Source organism: Streptomyces glomeratus, from assembly GCF_021462825.1.
Classification (GTDB): Bacteria; Actinomycetota; Actinomycetes; order Streptomycetales; family Streptomycetaceae; genus Streptomyces; species Streptomyces glomeratus.
This window is the reverse complement of the sequence record NZ_JAKEEB010000002.1, coordinates 17,663-37,696: the sequence shown is the minus strand read 5'-3', so window position 1 is coordinate 37,696 and position 20,034 is coordinate 17,663. Positions and strand designations below refer to the sequence as shown.

Annotated in this window: 21 protein-coding genes; 12 read left to right on the top strand and 9 right to left on the bottom strand. The window is 70.5% G+C overall.

Going from position 1 to position 20,034, the window contains the following annotated elements:
• Nucleotides 1-4 precede the first annotated feature (4 nt).
• The 6 genes from LZ604_RS02260 to LZ604_RS02235 all read left to right on the top strand — a co-directional run bounded on the left by LZ604_RS02260 (nt 5) and on the right by LZ604_RS02235 (nt 3,810).
• Nucleotides 5-802, top strand: coding sequence for a type III pantothenate kinase (locus tag LZ604_RS02260; protein ID WP_234512018.1), 798 nt, complete (start codon nt 5-7; stop codon nt 800-802).
• Nucleotides 803-900: 98 nt separating this feature from the next.
• Nucleotides 901-1,554 carry a hypothetical protein gene (locus tag LZ604_RS02255; protein ID WP_234512013.1) on the top strand — a complete coding sequence of 218 codons (654 nt, stop codon included), beginning with the start codon at nt 901-903 and terminating at the stop codon, nt 1,552-1,554.
• A 142-nt stretch (nt 1,555-1,696) separates the two neighbouring features.
• Nucleotides 1,697-1,876, top strand: coding sequence for a hypothetical protein (locus LZ604_RS02250; protein WP_234512011.1), 180 nt, complete (start codon nt 1,697-1,699; stop codon nt 1,874-1,876).
• A gap of 227 nt (nt 1,877-2,103) precedes the next feature.
• Nucleotides 2,104-2,634 (top strand): BlaI/MecI/CopY family transcriptional regulator, encoded by a 531-nt coding sequence (locus tag LZ604_RS02245; protein WP_267970883.1) that lies wholly within the window; start codon nt 2,104-2,106, stop codon nt 2,632-2,634.
• A gap of 60 nt (nt 2,635-2,694) precedes the next feature.
• Nucleotides 2,695-3,222: an amino-acid N-acetyltransferase gene (locus LZ604_RS02240; RefSeq protein WP_234512007.1), complete on the top strand. Its 528-nt coding sequence runs from the start codon at nt 2,695-2,697 to the stop codon at nt 3,220-3,222.
• 249 nt (nt 3,223-3,471) lie between these two features.
• Nucleotides 3,472-3,810: a histone-like nucleoid-structuring protein Lsr2 gene (locus LZ604_RS02235; protein WP_234512004.1), complete on the top strand. Its 339-nt coding sequence runs from the start codon at nt 3,472-3,474 to the stop codon at nt 3,808-3,810.
• Here LZ604_RS02235 and LZ604_RS02230 read toward each other — a convergent pair.
• Nucleotides 3,789-4,415 (bottom strand): SCO3374 family protein, encoded by a 627-nt coding sequence (locus LZ604_RS02230; RefSeq protein WP_234512002.1) that lies wholly within the window; start codon nt 4,413-4,415, stop codon nt 3,789-3,791. The genes LZ604_RS02235 and LZ604_RS02230 overlap by 22 nt on opposite strands.
• Nucleotides 4,416-4,845: 430 nt before the next feature.
• Between LZ604_RS02230 and LZ604_RS02225 the strand changes: the two genes are divergently transcribed.
• Together LZ604_RS02225 and LZ604_RS02220 are read left to right on the top strand one after the other, a co-directional pair.
• On the top strand, nt 4,846-7,368 hold the full coding sequence (locus tag LZ604_RS02225) for an ATP-dependent Clp protease ATP-binding subunit (RefSeq protein ID WP_234512000.1): 2,523 nt from the start codon (nt 4,846-4,848) through the stop codon (nt 7,366-7,368).
• A 380-nt stretch (nt 7,369-7,748) separates the two neighbouring features.
• On the top strand, nt 7,749-8,306 hold the full coding sequence (locus LZ604_RS02220; protein ID WP_234511998.1) for a M23 family metallopeptidase: 558 nt from the start codon (nt 7,749-7,751) through the stop codon (nt 8,304-8,306).
• A gap of 23 nt (nt 8,307-8,329) precedes the next feature.
• On the opposite strand, the gene LZ604_RS02215 is transcribed toward LZ604_RS02220, so the two are convergent.
• Nucleotides 8,330-8,929, bottom strand: a complete 600-nt coding sequence (locus LZ604_RS02215) for a TetR/AcrR family transcriptional regulator (RefSeq protein WP_234511995.1) — start codon at nt 8,927-8,929, stop codon at nt 8,330-8,332.
• Nucleotides 8,930-9,095: 166 nt separating this feature from the next.
• Between LZ604_RS02215 and LZ604_RS02210 the strand changes: the two genes are divergently transcribed.
• From LZ604_RS02210 to LZ604_RS02200, 3 genes are all read left to right on the top strand, one after another.
• Entirely contained in the window at nt 9,096-10,679 is a 1,584-nt protein-coding gene (locus LZ604_RS02210) for an MDR family MFS transporter (protein ID WP_234511993.1), read from the top strand.
• Between the two features lie 114 nt (nt 10,680-10,793).
• Nucleotides 10,794-11,216, top strand: coding sequence for a helix-turn-helix transcriptional regulator (locus tag LZ604_RS02205; RefSeq protein ID WP_234512606.1), 423 nt, complete (start codon nt 10,794-10,796; stop codon nt 11,214-11,216).
• A 55-nt stretch (nt 11,217-11,271) separates the two neighbouring features.
• Nucleotides 11,272-11,715, top strand: coding sequence for a VOC family protein (locus LZ604_RS02200; protein WP_234511990.1), 444 nt, complete (start codon nt 11,272-11,274; stop codon nt 11,713-11,715).
• Between the two features lie 821 nt (nt 11,716-12,536).
• Here the strand turns inward: LZ604_RS02200 and cseC are convergent.
• From cseC to LZ604_RS02175, 5 genes are all read right to left on the bottom strand, one after another.
• Complete coding sequence (gene cseC / locus LZ604_RS02195) at nt 12,537-13,880, bottom strand: two-component system sensor histidine kinase CseC (protein ID WP_234511987.1); 1,344 nt, start codon at nt 13,878-13,880, stop codon at nt 12,537-12,539.
• Between the two features lie 8 nt (nt 13,881-13,888).
• Complete coding sequence (cseB, locus tag LZ604_RS02190) at nt 13,889-14,593, bottom strand: two-component system response regulator CseB (protein WP_234511985.1); 705 nt, start codon at nt 14,591-14,593, stop codon at nt 13,889-13,891.
• 8 nt (nt 14,594-14,601) lie between these two features.
• A complete protein-coding gene (locus LZ604_RS02185; RefSeq protein WP_234511983.1) occupies nt 14,602-15,258 on the bottom strand; it encodes a hypothetical protein in 657 nt (218 codons plus the stop codon).
• Entirely contained in the window at nt 15,246-15,785 is a 540-nt protein-coding gene (locus tag LZ604_RS02180) for a SigE family RNA polymerase sigma factor (RefSeq protein ID WP_234511981.1), read from the bottom strand. The genes LZ604_RS02185 and LZ604_RS02180 overlap by 13 nt, the downstream gene beginning before the upstream one ends.
• Nucleotides 15,786-16,197: 412 nt before the next feature.
• The gene (locus LZ604_RS02175) at nt 16,198-17,154 is read right to left on the bottom strand and encodes an HhH-GPD family protein (RefSeq protein WP_234511979.1); all 957 of its coding nucleotides are present in this window, start codon (nt 17,152-17,154) and stop codon (nt 16,198-16,200) included.
• Between the two features lie 383 nt (nt 17,155-17,537).
• On the opposite strand from LZ604_RS02175, the gene LZ604_RS02170 reads away from it, so the two are divergent.
• Nucleotides 17,538-18,350, top strand: coding sequence for a hypothetical protein (locus LZ604_RS02170; RefSeq protein WP_234511975.1), 813 nt, complete (start codon nt 17,538-17,540; stop codon nt 18,348-18,350).
• A gap of 46 nt (nt 18,351-18,396) precedes the next feature.
• Here LZ604_RS02170 and LZ604_RS02165 read toward each other — a convergent pair whose 3' ends face one another.
• Both LZ604_RS02165 and disA read right to left on the bottom strand, forming a co-directional pair.
• Nucleotides 18,397-18,756 carry a DUF6204 family protein gene (locus LZ604_RS02165; protein ID WP_234511973.1) on the bottom strand — a complete coding sequence of 120 codons (360 nt, stop codon included), beginning with the start codon at nt 18,754-18,756 and terminating at the stop codon, nt 18,397-18,399.
• 75 nt (nt 18,757-18,831) lie between these two features.
• A complete protein-coding gene (gene disA, locus LZ604_RS02160; RefSeq protein ID WP_234511971.1) occupies nt 18,832-19,956 on the bottom strand; it encodes a DNA integrity scanning diadenylate cyclase DisA in 1,125 nt (374 codons plus the stop codon).
• Nucleotides 19,957-20,034: the final 78 nt, after the last annotated feature.

The following is a 20,034-nucleotide window of genomic DNA, read 5'->3' as shown; positions in this document are numbered from 1 at the left end:
GGCCATGCTGCTGACCATCGACGTAGGCAACACGCACACCGTCCTCGGCCTGTTCGACGGCGAGGACATCGTCGAGCACTGGCGGATCTCCACGGACGCGCGCCGCACGGCGGACGAGCTGGCGGTGCTCCTCCAGGGCCTGATGGGCATGCACCCCCTCCTCGGCGAGGAGCTGGGCGACGGCATCGACGGCATCGCGATCTGCGCGACCGTGCCGTCGGTGCTGCACGAGCTGCGCGAGGTGACGCGGCGCTACTACGGCGACGTGCCCGCGGTGCTCGTGGAGCCGGGCGTGAAGACGGGCGTGCCGATCCTCACCGACAACCCCAAGGAGGTCGGCGCGGACCGGATCATCAACGCGGTCGCCGCGGTCGAGCTCTACGGGGGTCCGGCGATCGTCGTGGACTTCGGCACGGCGACGACCTTCGACGCGGTCAGTGCCCGTGGGGAGTACGTGGGCGGTGTCATCGCGCCGGGCATCGAGATCTCGGTGGAGGCGCTGGGCGTCAAGGGCGCGCAGCTGCGGAAGATCGAGGTGGCCCGGCCGCGGAGCGTGATCGGCAAGAACACGGTCGAGGCGATGCAGGCCGGCATCGTCTACGGCTTCGCGGGCCAGGTCGACGGGGTCGTCAGCCGGATGGCCCGGGAGCTGGCGGCCGACCCGGACGACGTCACGGTGATCGCGACGGGCGGCCTCGCCCCGATGGTTCTCGGCGAGTCCGCGGTGCTCGACGAGCACGAGCCGTGGCTCACCCTGATCGGCCTGCGGTTGGTGTACGAACGGAACGTGTCCCGCATGTGAGGCCCGGGGGCTCCCAGGCCGCCCCCACCTGAGGGAACCCGGAGACGACACGACCCCCTGAGCGGCCCGTTTTGTCCGATTAGCGGTAGCGTCACCGCATGCCCACGCCATACGGATCCCGCGGCGGCCTGGCCTTCGGCGCGGAGGAGCTGCGCGTGCTCCGCCGGGCCCTCGCCCTCGCCCTCCATCCCCGCTCCGCTTCTTCCGAGGACGTCAAGGACTGCCTCCGCCTCGCCGAGTCCGTCGACGAGGCGGTGCGGGAGAGTGCCCGTCTGCGGGCCTTCCTGCTGGCCGACCTCGCCCGCTACCGCGCCGCGTTGCCCGGTGCCGCAAGCGGTTATCTCGCCCTCCTGGAGGACGCCCTGCGGGCCGGCTACCGTCCGGCCCCGGAGGATCTCGCCGCCCTGCGTGCCCTGTGCGGCACCCCCGCCGCCGCCGCCCTTCTCGACCGCTGCCGCGCCCTCGCCGAACGCGGCCTGCGCACCCGCGTCACCCCCGGGGCCGTCACGGTGCCCGCCTCCCGGGCCCGGCTCACGGCGCTCCCGGGCGGTCGCGGCAGCGCGGAGGAACCCGCGGAGAAGCCCGTCCGCAAACCCGGGGACAAGCCGGGTGAGCAGCCCGAGAAGCCGGGCCCGCGTCCGGAGCCGCAGTCGCCGCGCCCGCAGCGCCCCATCCCGACTCCCGGCGAGGTCTTCCCGCCCAAGCGCAAGCCCGGGCCCCCGCACGCGCAGCGGCGGCTCGCCGTGGGTTAAGGCCTGCCTTTCGGACCGGCTCGGCGTCGCATGGCCTGGCACGCACCTCTGCGGCGTTGCCGCCGGTCCCCGACTCCTCCGGGCTGGGCACGGGCCGGGGGTGTCAGGGATCCACCGGACGGGGCCTGGCTACTCTGGACGCATGGAATACGTCTCCGCGCTCGTGCCGCCGGTCGTGATGGCCGTCTTCTTCATCGGGCTCATCAGGGTCATCGTGAAGACCCAGGGCGGCGCCAACAAGGCCAAGGAGGACGCGGCCGTCGACGCGGCGCTCGCTCAGGTCAAGGGCCCCCGCCCCGCCCCCCGGGACGTGGAGGGCTGACCGCACCGGACCGGTCGGCGCCCGTAGCGGCCCGTACCGGCCCGGTGCGCACCGGTTTCCCCGGGCGGCCCCCGCGGCACCCGGCGTACGGCTCGTCGGGTTTCCGCGTCGTACGCCCTTTTTGCCACCCTTCGCCAGGTGTGTGCACGTTCGGCAGGCCATAGGTGACATCTCCCACTATTGTGCTGAGCGTGCCTCGGCCATTGGGAGAACTCGAAGACACGGTCATGACGCGGGTGTGGAAGTGGAACCGCCCGGTGACCGTTCGAGAAGTCCTGGAAGACCTTCAACAGGAACGGTCCATCGCGTACACCACGGTGATGACCGTTTTGGACAATCTCCATCAGAAGGGCTGGGTCCGCCGCGAGGCGGAAGGCCGGGCCTATCGATATGAGGCCGTCTCCACCCGCGCCGCCTATGCGGCCGCACTGATGAACGACGCCTGGTCCCAGAGCGACAACCCGGCCGCCGCACTCGTGGCCTTCTTCGGCATGATGAGCGACGAACAACGACAGGCGCTGCAGGATGCGATGCGCATCGTGCAGGGACCGGCCAGTGCCCCGGAGCCCGCAGACACCGAAACGGCGTCCGGCGCGGAAGCCGGAGGTGCCGAATCGACGCCCCCCTCGGAAGCCGAAGGTGACGAAACGGCCTCCGCCGCGCAAGCCGAATCCCCCGAATCCGTGCCCCCCTCCGATCGCCCGGCCGGGAGCGCCGGCGACAAGCCCGGCGGAACCCCGCGGGAGAACCCCGCGTAGATGCGGGAGGAGAAGAACCCCGCCTCGGACGGAGGCGGCCCCTGGCGATAGCGTCCGCACATGCCAGCAGAGAGTCCCAGCGCAAAAGCCGTCACCGTCCGGCGGGCCCGGACGACCGATGTCCCGGCGGTGCGCCGCCTCCTCGACGCCTACGTCCGGCGCGGCATCCTGCTCGACAAAGCGACGGTCACGCTTTACGAGGACATCCAGGAGTTCTGGGTGGCGGAGCGCGATGACAACGGCCAGGTCATCGGCTGTGGTGCCCTGCACGTCATGTGGGAAGACCTGGCGGAAGTGCGCACCCTGGCGGTGCAGCCCGAGGCCAAGGGCCTCGGCGTCGGGCACCGGTTGCTGGGGAAGTTGCTGCAGACCGCCCGCTGGCTCGGCGTTCGCCGCGTTTTCTGCCTGACCTTCGAAGTGGACTTCTTCGAGAAGCACGGCTTCGTCGAGATCGGGGAGACGCCCGTCGACACCGATGTCTACGCGGAGCTCTTGCGTTCCTATGACGAGGGCGTGGCGGAGTTCCTCGGTCTCGAACGAGTGAAACCGAACACCTTGGGCAACAGCCGGATGCTTCTGCATCTGTGATCATCAAGGGATCCCGGGCTATTCGGCCCCGCGCTTCGGCCGGACGGCGTTGCCCAGGTTCCCTATGTCCGAAACGCGCATGTTTCCGGTCCGCCCGCCGCACGTTGCCCTCTCCCGGGGGTTTGTGTTTTTCCAGCAAAAGCGGTTTGCTTTCCGACGTACTGCAGTACTGCATATAACAGGGGACGCGAAACAAGCGGCACACGCCGCGCATCCTCGGCCCTGAAGTTATCGATGAAAGGAAATGCGGTGGCACAGAAGGTTCAGGTCCTTCTTGTCGACGACCTCGACGGTGGCGAGGCCGACGAGACCGTCACGTTCGCACTGGACGGCAAGACGTACGAGATCGATCTCACGACCACCAACGCGGACAAGCTCCGTGGCCTTCTCGAGCCCTACGTGAAGGGTGGTCGTCGTACCGGAGGCCGCGCCGCGGGCGGACGTGGCAAGACCCGCGCGGCCGCTTCCGGTGGCGGTCAGGACACCGCGCAGATCCGCGCCTGGGCGAAGGAGAACGGTTACGAGGTCAACGACCGTGGCCGTGTTCCGGCGTCCATCCGCGAGGCCTACGAGAAGGCCAACGGCTGAGCGCACGCGCGCCGCAGCCGGACACGATGGCACTCCGTCGCCATCGTGTCGACCAGCCGCACCAGATCGGGGGCGCCTCCGACGCCTCCCACGGCCGACAGCGTCGGCAGCAGCAGTTCGCTCTCGCATCCCGGCTCGGGGGGCCGCAGCCATACGGCGGCCCCCTGTGAACCGGTCGGGTCCGGTGACGCGATCCGGTCCGCTGACCCGATCCGGCGCGATGAACCGGTCCGGTCCGGGGGCGGCGGTGCCTCGATGTGCCCGCCCGCTCCGATGGCCCTGAGGTCCAGGGCCACGGCACCCCACTCCAGCCAGTCGAGCAGCCCCGGCAGCTCGTCCGCACCGCCCGCCGCCACCAGCAGCCGCATCCGGCCCCCGTGCATCGCGACGGGGGACGCGGGGCCCAGATGCCGCAGCGCCGCGTACCCGGCCTCCGCAGGGACCTCGAGCACGTCGAAGCGCAGGCCCGTGACCAGCCGAAACGGCTCCCCGGGGGTGGTGGCCCAGCCCAGCTCGTCCTCGTACCAGCGGCGCGCCGTGTCGTCCGGGTCGCGCGGTCGGCGGGGGAGAGGCACCGTGGAAACCAGGGGCACTGTGGGGACCATGCCCGGAGCAACAGTCCGGGCAGGCCGGGAGTTACGCTGGGTGGTGAACCGACTGCGCCGAGTGCCGGAGGCGAGGGCGCCCGGGGGTGTCCGGCGACGCAAGGATGTTCGCCCATAGCGGAGGGAACCGGTGCGCGCGGCATGGAGTGTCCGTGCGTACGGGTAAGACATCCCTAGTGGGAGGGGGCGACACGCAGGACGGGCCGCCTCACGTTCGCCATGGGCGTACTGGCGAGTGGGGTATCTGCCTGGCCTGCGGGAACATCGTCTCGCACCATCGGGTTGGAGCAGATGTCGGCGTTCGGGGTCAGGAGGCCAAGGACGGTGTCGGCAGTTGGAATGAGCGGTCCCCGCTTGCGGGACTAAGCTGCGGAAGGACAGGGAGGGGAGCGTCCCCTTACTGCCTGACCGCTCTGAGGAGCGATTAACGATGTTCGAGAGGTTCACCGACCGCGCGCGGCGGGTTGTCGTCCTGGCTCAGGAAGAAGCCCGGATGCTCAACCACAACTACATCGGCACCGAGCACATCCTCCTGGGCCTGATCCACGAGGGTGAGGGTGTCGCCGCTAAGGCCCTGGAGAGCCTCGGGATTTCGCTCGAGGCGGTCCGCCAGCAGGTGGAGGAGATCATCGGCCAGGGCCAGCAGGCGCCCTCGGGCCACATCCCCTTCACCCCCCGTGCCAAGAAGGTCCTGGAGCTGTCGCTCCGCGAGGCCCTTCAGCTGGGTCACAACTACATCGGCACGGAGCACATCCTGCTCGGCCTGATCCGCGAGGGCGAGGGCGTCGCCGCCCAGGTCCTGGTCAAGCTGGGCGCAGACCTCAACCGTGTCCGCCAGCAGGTCATCCAGCTGCTGTCGGGCTACCAGGGCAAGGAGACGGCCACCGCCGGCGGTCCGGCCGAGGGCACGCCCTCGACCTCCCTCGTCCTGGACCAGTTCGGCCGGAACCTCACCCAGGCCGCTCGTGAGTCCAAGCTCGACCCGGTCATCGGGCGCGAGAAGGAGATCGAGCGGGTCATGCAGGTCCTGTCCCGCCGGACCAAGAACAACCCGGTCCTCATCGGCGAGCCCGGCGTCGGCAAGACGGCGGTCGTCGAGGGCCTGGCGCAGGCCATCGTCAAGGGCGAGGTGCCCGAGACCCTCAAGGACAAGCACCTCTACACCCTCGACCTGGGCGCGCTGGTCGCCGGTTCCCGCTACCGCGGTGACTTCGAGGAGCGCCTGAAGAAGGTGCTCAAGGAGATCCGCACCCGCGGCGACATCATCCTGTTCATCGACGAGCTGCACACGCTGGTCGGTGCGGGTGCCGCCGAGGGCGCCATCGACGCGGCTTCCATCCTGAAGCCGATGCTGGCCCGCGGTGAGCTCCAGACGATCGGTGCGACCACGCTCGACGAGTACCGCAAGCACCTGGAGAAGGACGCGGCCCTTGAGCGCCGCTTCCAGCCCATCCAGGTCGCGGAGCCGTCCCTGCCGCACACCATCGAGATCCTGAAGGGTCTGCGTGACCGTTACGAGGCGCACCACCGCGTCTCCATCACGGACGAGGCCCTGGTCCAGGCCGCCACCCTGGCCGACCGCTACATCTCGGACCGCTTCCTGCCGGACAAGGCGATCGACCTGATCGACGAGGCGGGCTCCCGGATGCGTATCCGCCGGATGACCGCTCCGCCGGACCTGCGCGAGTTCGACGAGAAGATCGCGGCCGTCCGCCGGGACAAGGAGTCCGCGATCGACTCCCAGGACTTCGAGAAGGCGGCCTCTCTCCGTGACAAGGAGAAGCAGCTGCTCGCCGCGAAGGCCAAGCGGGAGAAGGAGTGGAAGGCCGGCGACATGGACGTCGTCGCCGAGGTCGACGGCGAGCTGATCGCCGAGGTGCTGGCCACCGCCACGGGCATCCCGGTCTTCAAGCTCACCGAGGAGGAGTCCAGCCGGCTGCTCCGCATGGAGGACGAGCTCCACAAGCGGGTCATCGGCCAGGTGGACGCCGTCAAGGCGCTCTCGAAGGCGATCCGCCGTACGCGTGCGGGCCTGAAGGACCCGAAGCGTCCGGGTGGTTCGTTCATCTTCGCGGGCCCGTCCGGTGTCGGTAAGACCGAGCTGTCCAAGGCGCTCGCCGAGTTCCTGTTCGGCGACGAGGACGCGCTGATCTCCCTCGACATGTCGGAGTTCAGCGAGAAGCACACGGTGTCGCGTCTCTTCGGCTCGCCCCCCGGATACGTGGGCTACGAAGAGGGCGGCCAGCTGACGGAGAAGGTGCGGCGCAAGCCGTTCTCGGTCGTCCTCTTCGACGAGGTCGAGAAGGCCCACCCGGACATCTTCAACTCGCTGCTGCAGATCCTGGAGGACGGTCGCCTGACCGACTCCCAGGGCCGGGTCGTGGACTTCAAGAACACGGTCATCATCATGACGACCAACCTCGGCACCCGGGACATCTCCAAGGGCTTCAACCTCGGCTTCGCCGCCGCGGGCGACACGAAGACCAACTACGAGCGCATGAAGAACAAGGTGTCGGACGAGCTGAAGCAGCACTTCCGCCCCGAGTTCCTCAACCGCGTCGACGACGTGGTCGTCTTCCCGCAGCTGACCCAGACCGACATCCTGGCGATCGTCGACCTGATGATCAGCAAGGTCGACGAGCGGCTCAAGGACCGGGACATGGGCATCGAGCTCGCCCAGTCCGCCAAGGAGCTGCTGGCCAAGAAGGGCTACGACCCCGTGCTGGGCGCCCGGCCGCTGCGCCGCACGATCCAGCGCGAGATCGAGGACACGCTCTCCGAGAAGATCCTCTTCGGCGAGCTGCGTCCGGGCCACATCGTGGTCGTCGACACGGAGGGCGAGGGCGACAGCCAGACCTTCACCTTCCGCGGTGAGGAGAAGTCGGCACTGCCGGACGTTCCGCCGATCGAGCAGGCGGCCGGTGGCGGTCCGAACCTGAGCAAGGAGGCGTAACCCCCAGCGGGCGCGCACAGGGGCTGCCCCGGGACATCAGGTCCCGGGGCAGCCCCTTTTCTTTCCCGCACGCTCGGCTCATTCGGAACCGGAAAGAGCGGTGACATGGCGCACAGGCGAGGCGGACGGTACTAGGCCCTCTAGCAGCAGAGCGTTATCGACAAAAGGGACATTCGGGTTTGCGTCCCGGCCGGGATCCGACGCTCGAATGGCGTCATTCAAGGCGCTTTTACCCGGCTTCCCAATGGATGCCCCTTCTGTCAAGGGAATGGAATTCTCGCCCGGTTTGTACGAGTGCTCATCGTAGTGCGCGGGTTTTGGGGGCGCCGGGGCGTGCTTGTACCAAGGGATGGTCAAGCCCCCCACTTCGTGAGGTCCCCATGCCCCAGCGCCCCGCCTCTCCGTCCCGTATGTCACGGCTCCGCGCCCGGGCCGCCGTGCTGGCCGCCGGTGCGGGGATCCCGGCCGTGCTGGGGGCCGGGGCCGCGACCGCGGCCGAGGGCGCGGCGGCGAACGGCGCCACCTGGGTCGGTCCGGTCAAGCAGTACGGGCTCACCGCGGGCTTCCGTCAGGCCGGCGGGATGTGGCGGGCCGGCCACACCGGCCAGGACTTCGCCGTGCCGAGCGGCACCCGGGTCGTCGCCGTGCATGGCGGCACCGTCGTCAAGGCCGGCGGCAACGGCGCGGGCGACGGGTCCGCCTACGGCAATGCCGTCGTCGTCAAGCACCCCGGCGGCACCTACTCCCAGTACGCCCATCTCTCCCGGATCGACGTGCGGGCCGGTCAGTCCGTGACGACCGGACAGCGCATCGGGCTCTCCGGCAGCACCGGCAACTCCAACGGGCCGCACCTGCACTTCGAGATCCGCAAGACCCCGCACTACGGGTCCGCGACGAACCCCCTCGCCTTCCTGCGCGCCAGGGGTGTGACCGTCTGAGACGGGTGGGGGTCCCGGCGGTCCTACGACCCCCGGGGTTCCGCGTGCGCCTGGGTCACCAGGTCGATGGCGACCTCCAGGACCGCCTTGCGCTTCTCCTCCGGGTCGCCGTCGACGTCCTGGAGCACGAACATCCCGGCGTGCATCGTGAACAGCGCGCTGGTGCAGCGAACCTGATCGGTCAGCGAGGCGTCCGGGTCCCGGAGGATGTCACGCATCTGGAGCATCCGGTCCTTGAACTCGTTGCCGATGCTCAGCTCTCGGACGGTGGCCTGGTTCTCCTGCATGAAGCGGAAGAGCGGGGCCGCGCCGACCAGCGCCTCGCTGTAGCGGCGCAGCACCTCCCGCTTGGTCTCGAGGGTGTGGGGCTGGGCCTTGCCCCACTCGATCAGCTCGTCCATCGGGCGGGAGAGGTCCTCGAAGATGCTGACCAGGATTTCTTCCTTGGTCTTGAAGTGGTAGTAGAGGGCCGCCTTGGTGACGTCCAGGCGCTCGGCGATCTCGCGCAGTGAGGTCTTCTCGTAACCCTGCTCGGCGAAGAGTTCGAGCGCCACGTCCTGGATGCGCTGGCGGGTGTCCCCCCGTCGCTGCCGTTTGGTGCCGTCCATGGTGGTGCCGCCCATCTCGTACTCCTCGGACTTCCGATACCTGCTTACCGCCCGACCGGCAGGCCCACCAAACTTACTTGACGCCCGGCTAGTTTCGGGGCTACCTTCCCACAGTGTAGTCAACTAGCCGGGCGGCAAGTAAGTAGCCGGACGGCCCGCAACACCTAGGGGAGTGGGGAGCATGGCGGACACCACGGCACCGCCCGAGACCGAGAAACAGCCACGGAGCGTGCGGGTCGTCCTGCTCGCGCTGATGATCACCATGATGCTCGCGATGCTGGACAACATGATCGTGGGCACCGCGATGCCGACGATCGTGGGCGATCTCGGCGGGCTCGAGCACCTGTCCTGGGTGGTGACCGCGTACACACTCGCCACCGCCGCCTGCACCCCGCTGTGGGGCAAGCTCGGCGACATGTACGGGCGCAAGGGCGCCTTCATGAGCTCGATCGTGATCTTCCTGATCGGTTCGGCGCTCAGCGGCATGGCGCAGAACATGGGCGAGCTCATCGGCTTCCGCGCCGTGCAGGGCCTCGGCGCCGGTGGCCTCATGGTCGGCGTCATGGCCATCATCGGCGATCTGATACCGCCGCGGGAACGCGGCAAGTACCAGGGCATGATGGCCGGCGTCATGGCGCTCGCGATGATCGGCGGCCCGCTGGTCGGCGGTACGATCACCGACCACTGGGGCTGGCGCTGGGCCTTCTACATCAACCTGCCGCTCGGCGTGGTCGCCCTGCTCGCCATCAGCGCCGTGCTGCACCTGCCCAGGAAGCGCGCCAAGGCCCGTATCGACTACCTCGGCGCAGCCCTGCTCACCGTGGGCATCACCTCGACCGTGCTGGTCACCACCTGGGGCGGAAGCGAGTACGCCTGGACCTCGGCGCGGATCATGGAGCTGATCGGCATCGGCGTCGCCACGCTCGTCGGGTTCGTGTTCTGGCAGACCAAGGCCGCCGAGCCGGTCGTGCCGCTGCACATCTTCCGCAGCCGCAACTTCTCCCTGATGTCGGCGATCGGGTTCATCACCGGGTTCGTGATGTTCGGCGCGACGCTGTTCCTGCCGCTGTACCAGCAGGCGGTGCAGGGCGCGTCCGCGACCAACTCCGGGCTGCTGCTCCTGCCGATGCTCGGTGCGATGCTCGTCGTGTCGATGATCGCGGGCCGGGTCACCACCAAGAGCGGCAGGTACAAGGTCTTCCCGCTGGTCGGCAGCGTGCTGATGATCGTCGGCCTGTTCCTGCTCGCGCAGATGGACACCGGGACGACCCGGTTCACCTCGGGTGTCTACATGGCCGTACTGGGCGCCGGGATGGGCTGCCTGATGCAGATCACCATGCTGGTGGCGCAGAACAGCGTGGAGATGAAGGACATGGGCGTCGCGTCCTCGTCCACCACCCTCTTCCGTACGCTCGGTTCCTCCTTCGGTGTCGCGATCATGGGCGCGCTGTTCAACAACCGGGTGCAGGACGTGATGGCCCAGCGGGCGGGCACCGTCGGCTCGAAGATCACCGAGCAGTCCGCCCAGCTGGACGCGAAGAGCCTGCACAAGCTGCCGGCGGCGGCCCGGGAGGCGTACCAGTACGCGGTGTCGGCGGGCACGCACCAGGCCTTCGTCCTGGGCGCGGTGGTGGGCGTCGCGGCGCTGCTGGCCGCCGTCTTCGTGAAGGAGGTCCCGCTGCGCGGCGCCGGACCGGACAAGCAGGCCGGGGACGCGGCCGGGGACGCCGCGGAGGTGCAGCCGACGGTGGCAGAGGCCGTCTGACGCACCTGCCCCCGGCCCCCCGAAGGCCCCCGGAGCTGCGGTCCCGGGGGCCTTCGCCGTTCCGCGCCGCGGCGCCATGTCAGTGCCCCGTGGCAGCATCGAACCGTGGACAAGATGCGGCAGCTCAGGCTTGCCAAGGACGCGATGGACCGGGACTGGGCCGACCCAGGGCTGGACCTCGACGCCGTGGCCGCGCATGCCGGGTACTCGCGGTACCACTTCATCAGGGCCTTCAAGGCCGCCTACGGAGAGACGCCCCGGCAGTATCTGACGCACCGGCGGATCGAGCGGGCCGAGGAGATGCTGCGCACCGCCAACCTGACCGTGACCGAGATCTGCCACCTGGTGGGGTTCAGCAGCGTCGGCACGTTCTCCGCCCGGTTCAAGACCTGGACCGGCCTCACCCCCAGTGAGTACCGGACCAAGCACGTGGGCCGCGGCGCCGCGCTCATACCCGGGTGCTACGCGATGCTCTGGGCCGGCGGATTCCGTCCGCGCGCGGACGATCAGAAGCGCAATTCCGAAGAAGCGGGCTGACGGCCGTGCTGCCTACGGTGGCAACGCAACAGCACCTCGCACCCAGGAGAACGCCATGATCAAGGGGCTCGCCATCACGACCGTCTGGGTCCTCGACCAGGACCGGGCCAAGGAGTTCTACACGCAGAAGCTCGGCCTCGAGGTCCGTACGGACATGACCATGGGCGACGGCGGTATGCGCTGGCTGACCGTCGGTGCCCCGGACCAGCCCGACGTGGAGCTGACGCTCATGGTGCCGGGCCCGCCCGCGATGGACCCCGAGTCCGCCGAGATGGTGAAGAAGCTCGTCGCCAAGGGTGCCCTCGGCGCCGGGGTGCTGGTCACCGACGACATCCACGGGGACTACAAGAAGCTCAAGGACCGCGGCGTGGAGTTCCTCCAGGAGCCGAAGGAGCGCCCGTACGGCACCGAGGCGCTCTTCCGTGACGACTCCGGCAACTGGTTCTCCTTCACCCAGCGGCGTGAGGGCGATCTGGACCTCGACAAGGACTGGGCCTAGCAGCTCCCGGAGGCCGTGGCTGCCGGGGAGGCGGCCGGGTGGGCGGGCCGCCGAACAGCAGTCCGGCGGCCCGTCTCCGGACTGGGGTCCGGCGGCCCGTCTCCGGACTGGGGTCCGGGGGCTCGTCTCCGGACTGGGGTCTGGCGGCCCGTCTCCGGACAGGGACCCGGCGGTCAGCCTCCGGCCAGGGGTCTGGCGGCCCGTCTCCGGACTGGGGTCTGGCGGCTCGTCTCCGGACTGGGGCCCGGGGGCTCGTCTCCGGCCACGGGCCCGGCGGTCAGCCTCGGGACAGGGACCCGGCGGTCAGCTTCCGGCCAGGGGTCTGGCGGCTCGTCTCCGGCCACGGGCCCGGCGGTCAGCCTCCGGACAGGGACCCGGCGGCCCGTCTCCGAAGGGGCCTGGCGGCCCGTCTCCGGACAGGGGCCCGGCGGTCAGGCTCCGGACAGGGGTCTGGCGGCTCGTCTCCGGCCACGGGCCCGGCGGTCAGCTTCCGGCCAGGGGTCCGGGGGCTCGTCTCCGGCCACGGGCCCGGCGGTCAGCCTCCGGGCAGGGACCCGGCGGTCAGCTTCCGGCCAGGGGTCTGGCGGCTCGTCTCCGGCCACGGGCCCGGCGGTCAGCCTCGGGACAGGGACCCGGCGGTCAGCTTCCGGCCAGGGGTCCGGGGGCTCGTCTCCGGCCACGGGCCCGGCGGTCAGCCTCGGGACAGGGACCCAGCGGTCAGCTTCCGGCCACGGGCCCGGCGGTCAGCCTCGGGACAGGGGTCTGGCGGCTCGTCTCCGGCCACGGGCCTGGCGGCCCGTCTCCGGACAGGGGCCCGGCGGTCAGGCTCCGGAGAGGGGCAGTATCGGGAAGCTGCCCGTGTTCGTCGGCGCGTGCTCCGGCAGCCACAGCACCGCCACCGCGCCCTCGGCAGGCAGATGCTCGGGCGTTCCGGCCGGCCGCACATTGCGGAACGTCAGGCGGGCGCCCAGCACCCGCGCCTGGCCCGCCGCGATCGTCAGGCCCAAGCCGTGGCCATGCCCGGAGCGGTCGGAGCTGCCGGTACGGAAGCGGCTCGGCCCGTCGGCCAGCAGCTCCTCCGGGAAACCGGGTCCGTGGTCCCGTACGCGGATCACCCGGCCCTCGACCGAGACCTCGATCGGCGGTTTGCCGTGCCGGGCCGCGTTCGCCAGCAGGTTGAACAGCACGCGCTCCAGCCGGCGCGGGTCCGTGGTGACCTCCGACTCGTGGATCACCCGGACCTCGACATCGGCGTCCTTCGCGGCGACCCGCCGGCTGATGAACTCACCGAGCATGATGTCCTGGAGTTCCGCCCGCTCGGAGGCGCTGTCCAGACGGGCGACCTCCAGAACGTCCTCCACCAGCGTGCGCATGGCCTTCGCGCGGTCCAGGACCAGTTCCGTGGGCCGCCCGGGCGGGAGCAGCTCCGCCGCCGTGAGCAGGCCCGTCACCGGGGTGCGCAGCTCGTGGGCGATGTCCGCGGTCACCCGGCGCTCCGCCTCCAGGCGCTGCTGCAGCGCATCCGCCATCGCGTCCACGGCGCGCGCCAGGTCGTCGGTCTCGTCCCGCACCACGCCGCCGATCGCCTCCCGTACACGGACGTTGGGCTCGCCCTTGGCGACCCGGTTCGCCGCGGCCGCCGCCTTGCGCAGGCGCCCCGACAGCTGTCCGCCGATCAGCACACCGAGCGCCGAGCCGCCGAGCACCACCGCGATCGAACCGATGAACAGGGCCTGGTCGAGGTCCTGCATCACGCTGGCGCTGCGGTCCGTGAAACGGGTGTGCAGGGACAGCACCCGGCCGTCCTTGAGGGGGACGGCCGCCCAGATGTCCGGCACTCCGTGCGCACCTTCGGCGACATAGGTGGCCCGACGGCCCGCTGCGACCTTCTGGAGCAGATCCCGGGGGATGGCAGGGTCGTCGACCTTGACGCCGAAGGTCTGGGTGCGCCCGGACTCGTACATCCGCTGGGCCACCTGGATCCGCTCGATGGCGAGGTCGCGCGAGTTGTCGAGCATCGACACGCGCGCCGCGTTGTGCACGACCAGGCTCAGCGCGATCGCGACCAGCGCGCCGACCAGGGCGATCGCCGCGCTGAGTTTCCACCTGAGGCCCGTCCGTATGGCCGCGTCGTTCGGGATCAGGCGTCCGAGAATCCCCCGCATACCCCTGCTCAGGCCTTCAACTTGTAGCCGAAGCCGCGGACCGTCTCGATCCGGTCCTGGCCGATCTTCGTGCGCAGCCGCTGCACATGGACGTCGACGACCCGGGTGTCACCACCCCAGCCGTAGTCCCAGACCCGCTCCAGCAGCTTGTCGCGGGACAGCACCGTGCCCGGCGCCGACGAGAACTCCAGCAGCAGCCGCATCTCGGTGGGCGTGAGCGCCACCGGCTGCCCCGACCGCCGTACCTCCATGCCCTCGGTGTCGACCTCGAGTTCGCCGAAGGTGAGCACGCCGCCGTCCACGGAGGAGGAGTCCTCGGCGCCCCGGTCGGCGCCGCTCGCGTGCCCGAACCGGCGCAGCACCGCACGGATGCGCGCGACCAGCACGGCGCCGTCGAACGGCTTGGTCACATAGTCGTCGGCGCCCGCCTCCAGGCCGAGCACCACGTCGATCGAGTCCGCACGCGCCGACACCATGATCACAGGGACGGTCGACTCGTCGCGGATACGGCGGCACAGACTGACGCCGTCCAGTCCGGGGAGCATCACGTCCAGCAGGGCGATGTCGGGGCGACGGGCGCGGAACGCCTCCAGGCCCGACAGGCCGTCGGGCATGGCGGTGACCTCGAGGCCGACCCGCTCCAGGGCGAGCTGGGTGGCCTCCCGGATGACATCGTCGTCCTCGACGAACAGGACGTGGGTCTGCTCTGCCATCCGCTCTCTCAGTTCCCCGCCGGGGCGGGCGTGCCGCTGCTGCCCACCGCGTTGCTGTACACGTTCCGCGTGCTGGACACCACGGCGAAATGGCGCGCCGTCCAGTGGTAGGTGATCACGTCCTCGCTGGAGGGATACGACACCGGGTCGCCCTTCTCGTACATCTGCTGGGTCACCACAAGGTCACCTCGGTCTATCTCCGCGTAGACCGGAGGCTCCTCGGCCTTGAACACATTCTCGTACTTGTGGTTCTCCATGCGGTACACATACGAGCCGAGCCCGACGGCGTCGCTGCACGTCATCACATTCACGACGATGTCGTTCGCGGTGCTGCCGGTGACCTTGCCGTACGAGACGTCGAGCGGGTACTCATCGGCCACGCACGGTTTCAGATCGTCCTTGACCGCCTTTGCGACCATCGGATCGTCCTTGACCATCTTGACCACGTCGAGCCGTGTGGGCTCCTTCTTGGTCGGCGAGGCGGAGGGCCGGGGGGTCCCCGCCACCAACGGGTCGCTGCCCGCCGGACCCTCGTCCCGCGCACCCGTGCCACCGGTCGCGCAGGCGGAGACGAAAAGCCCGAGGGCGGCGATGGTGGCCACCGCCGCCATCGCCGCCTTGAAGGACCCGCTGAGCTCTATGGCCCCCGTGCCTAGGCCGCGCAACGCTCCCGCTCCTCACGCTCCAGCGCGCGTGCGTCCAGGTCGCGGGCCTCCAGCTCCTCCCGGAGCCGGGCGAGCGCCCGGTGCAGCGTGCTCTTGACCGTTCCGGCCGACATACCGAGGGCTGCGGCCGTCTCCTCCGTGGACATCTGTTCCCAGTGTCGCAGCACCACGACACTCCGCTGCTTGGGAGCGAGCACCTTGAGGACGTCCATCAGCAGGGCCCGGTCGGCGTGCTGCTCGGTGGAGTCCTCCACGCAGGCGTCCGGGAGCTGCTCGGTGGGGACCTCCTCCAGCTTGCGGGCCCGCCACCACTCGGTGCGCGTGTTGATCATCACGCGGCGCAGGTAGGCGTCCGCCAGGCGCTTGTCGGCGATGCCGTCCCAGCGGCCGTACGTGCGCACCAGAGCGGTCTGCAGCAGGTCCTGGGCGTCGGTCGGGTCGGGCACCAGCCGACGGGCGCTGCGCAGCAGCGCTTCCTGCCGGGTGCGTACGTACTCCTCGAACTCGAGCACCTCGCCGTGCGCCATACCAACCGCCTCCGTTCCCCGTTTTCCGGCCTGTCCCGGCTGTGTCGCACAGCCGAATGCCGGTCCCGCAAAGTCTGTGAGCTGCCGTCAGCTCCCGTGTCGCGTCTTCCGCGGCACACATATGAAGTTACCGACGGGTTGTCACGGCGTTGTCCGAGCCAGACTGCGGGAAGCGCTCGGCTGTCCGTCGGTTGTGTAACAGACGGCCGAACTGGGTAGGGGGGAGCGGAAGTTGGGGATGGTTTGGGGGGATTTGCCCCGTCGGTTGGGCGGGTGCTCTGTGATGTGACAAGGCAGTCGCTGTGACGGGGCGAGCCGTGGACTGTCCAGAAGCTGTGAGCCGGCCGGCGCGGGACGGGCACAGGACCCGCCCGGGCGCGGGAATGGGAAGCGCGCGCCCGGGCGGGCGGGGTCAGGTGAGCGGAAGGCGGTAGAGGCCGCCGGCGAGAGGCTCCACCAGGCCGTCGGAGACCAGTCCGTCCAGGGCGCGGGCGCGCTGCACCGGCTCGTCCCACACCCGGTCGAGGACCGACTGGGGGACCGGGCCCGTCGCCTCCCGCAGCAAGGCCAGCAGCCGCCCGCGCACCTGGCGGTCCGTGCCCGCGTACGTCTGGCCGCGGCGCGGCGGGCCGTCGTGCTCCGGCTTCCCGGCCAGCTGCCAGGCGCACTGCGCGGCGATCGGGCAGCGGTGGCACGTCTCGTTCTTCGCGGTGCAGATCAGCGCGCCCAGCTCCATGGAGGCGGCCGCCCAGCGGGACGCCGTTCGCTCGTCCTCGGGCAGCAGCGCGCGGGCGAGCTTGCGCTCCGCGGCGGTGGTGGCGTTGGGCGGGTACTGCACCCCGCCGACCGCGCGCGCGAGGACACGCCGCACGTTGGTGTCGAGGACGGGGTGGCGCTGGCCGTAGGCGAAGGAGGCCACGGCCGCGGCCGTGTACTCGCCGATGCCGGGCAGGGCGAGCAGCTGGGCGTGGTCGGTGGGTACGTCGCCGCCGTGCCGCTCCGTTATCGCCACGGCGGCGCCGTGCAGACGCAGGGCGCGGCGCGGGTAGCCGAGGCGGCCCCAGGCGCGGACGGCCTCGCCGGGGGGTTCCTTGGCGAGGTCGGCAGGGCGGGGCCAGCGGGCGAGCCACTGCTCGTAGACGGGCAGGACGCGGCTGACCGGCGTCTGCTGCAGCATGAACTCACTGACCATCACGCCCCACGGCCCGGCCTCCGGGCGCCGCCAGGGAAGGTCGCGGGCGTGCTCGTCGAACCAGGCGATGACCGGGGCGTGCAAGGCCCTGCCGGGGGCCACGCCGGTGAGATCGTCGGTCTGGGCGGGTTCGGGGGTGGGGGCGGGAACGGGGGTGGGGGTGGTGGGTGCAGTCATGACGCTTTCGATCCTGCCACGTGAAGGGCGCTGGGGTGGGGGACCGCCCCGAGTGGGGGTGTTGTGTCGGTACACCCGGGGCTTCGGTCCGCCGGGCCCCGGTGACCGACGGGGGCGGCAGTGGGTGGGGTGCGGCGAGGTGCGGCGAGGGGGCGAGCGCGGTGAGCGAAGAGCGACGGGGGGAGGTGGGTGCGGCGGGCGGGGTGTGACAGGGGAGGTGAACGTGGCGGGCGGAGTGCGACAGGGGAGCGGGGCGTCAGGCGCCGGTGCGCGTGCCTGGGCCCCGGCCGGGGGAGGCCGTGCGGGATGATGATCCGGAAAAGTTGATGCCGGGGCGGCGGGTGGCGTAAGGCGCGGCTCCGATCTCTCGTACAGTTTCCGCCGTGGGATCTCTGCGCAATCCGGTCGGGCCGCTTCCCTCCTCCATCTACTGGCGACGGAGGGCCGTAATGCTGTCCGTGCTAGCCCTGTTGGCGCTGCTGATCGCCTGGGTGGTCACGGCCGGCGGCGGCGGTGGAAAGAACAAGGCGGACGGCTCGGACGGCAAGCACCCCACGTCGTCCATCACTCCGGGCCCGTCCGGAACCGGGCCGGCGATCAGCCAACGCCCTGGCGGGCGGGACGAGTCGGGCGGCGGGGGCGGTTCCGGGTCGGCGGGGTCGTCGGGCTCCGACGGGTCCGACGGGTCCGACGGATCCGGAACGGAAGCCGGCGGTGCGGACGGCGGTGCGGACGGCAGTGGTGGCAGCGGGTCCGCAGGCGGTCAGCTGCCAGCCGGCGCCGGTTCGTCTCTGGCCAACTGCGCCTCGAACGTCGTGCAGTTGACGCTTCGGAGTGTCCGCAACGCCTACGCGCCCGGAGACACCCCCGCGTTCGAGCTGACCGCGAAGAACTCCTCCGGCAGTGACTGCAAGGTCGATCTCGGACCGAAGAGCGCCGTGTTGACCGTTACGCAGACCGGAAGCGACAAGGACGTGTGGTCCTCGTCCGACTGCCCGAGCGGCTCGGGAAGCCTGCTGTTCCGCGTGCCCGCGAAGGCCCAGGTGACCTACACGGTGAAGTGGGACCGCAAGCAGAGCGCCCCCAACTGCGCGACGCCACCGGCGGGTTCGGTGCCTGCGGGTACCTATCTGGTCGAGGCGAAGGCCCCCGGCTTCCCGAAGGCACAGACGTCGTTCGTGCTGTCGAAGGACTGATGTCGCCGGGTCAGGAGCCCGGTCGGGAGGCCGTTCAGGAGCCCGGTCAGGAGGACGAACCCGCGATGGCCCGGCGCTGCCGCCTGCCGAGCGGTGCCCGGGAGAGGTCCTCGGCGGTGGAGCGGAGGTTCTTGTAGCCGTAGCCGCGCTCGGTGAGCCAGGCCCTGGCGGCCTCTTCGGCGCGCTCCGACGCGGCCAGGATGTCCTCCTCCGCCTCGCCCGAGTCCAGGAAGCGGAAGGTGAAGGCGGAGCGGGCCGCGAGGTCGTAGCTGAGGTGGCCCTCGGGGGTGAAGGCGGCGCGCAGCACATCGTGCTCGGCGGCCCGTGCCAGGAGTTCGGCCCGCTGCGCTTCGTCGAGACCGTCGAAGACGCCGCGGACGGTGACGCGGAAGGTTCGGGTAGTCATCCTCCGAACGTAGAGGCGGCAGCGGAGCCTCTCCACCGGATTTCCGGCGGGCCCCCGGCCAACCGCTCCGCAGGGTCAGACGTACCGCTCGAGGATCGACGACTCCGCCAGCCGTGACAGCCCCTCGCGGACGCTGCGGGCTCGGGCCTCGCCGACGCCGTCCACCGTCTGGAGGTCGTCGACGCTCGCCGCGAGCAGTTTCTGCAGGCCCCCGAAGTGGTCCACCAGGCGGTCGATGATGGCGCCGGGCAGCCGCGGGACCTTCGCGAGCAGCCGGAAACCGCGCGGGGACACCGCCGAGTCGAGTGCCTCGGGCGAGCCGGTATAACCCAAGGCACGGGCCACCGTGGGCAGTTCGAGAAGCTCGGCGTGGGTCAGCGCGTCCAGCTCGGACAGGGCCTCCTCGACCGTGCGGGAGCGCTTGGCGGTCGGCTCGGGCACATAGTCGCGTACCACCAGCTCCCGCTCGGGCTCCACACCGGCGATCAACTCGTCCAGCTGGAGGGCGAGCAGACGGCCGTCCGTACCCAGCTCGACCACGTATTCGGCGATCTCGGTCGCGATACGGCGGACCATCTCCAGCCGCTGCGAGACCGCCGAGACGTCCCGGACCGTCACCAGGTCCTCGATCTCCAGTGCGGACAGCGTGCCGGCCACCTCGTCCAGGCGGAGTTTGTACCGCTCCAGGGTCGCGAGGGCCTGGTTGGCGCGGGACAGGATCGCCGCCGAGTCCTCCAGGACCCGGCGCTGTCCGTCGACGTACAGCGCGATCAGGCGCATCGACTGGGAGACCGACACCACCGGGAAGCCGACCTGCTTGCTCACCCGGTCCGCCGTACGGTGGCGCGTACCCGTCTCCTCCGTCGGGATCGTCGGATCGGGCACCAGCTGCACGCCCGCTCTGAGGATCTTCGACAGGTCCGAGGAGAGCACCAGGGCGCCGTCCAGCTTGCACAGCTCCCTCAGACGGGTGGCCGTGAACTCGACGTCCAGGACGAAACCACCCGTGCACATCGTCTCGACGGTCTTGTCGGAGCCGAGCACGATGAGACCGCCGGTGTTGCCGCGGAGCACCCGCTCGAGTCCGTCGCGCAGAGCCGTGCCGGGAGCCACGGCGCTCAGTGAGGCGCGCATCAGGCCATCGGCACGGGAACTCCCGCCGGACTTTCCGGGAGCTGCCGCCCGGTCGTTGGCTGCCACTGCACTCCTCCGGTCGCAGGTTCTGGGGCGCTCCCGTGTCGCACTCTCGGTTCGTACGGACGGGCGAGACCAGGGCAA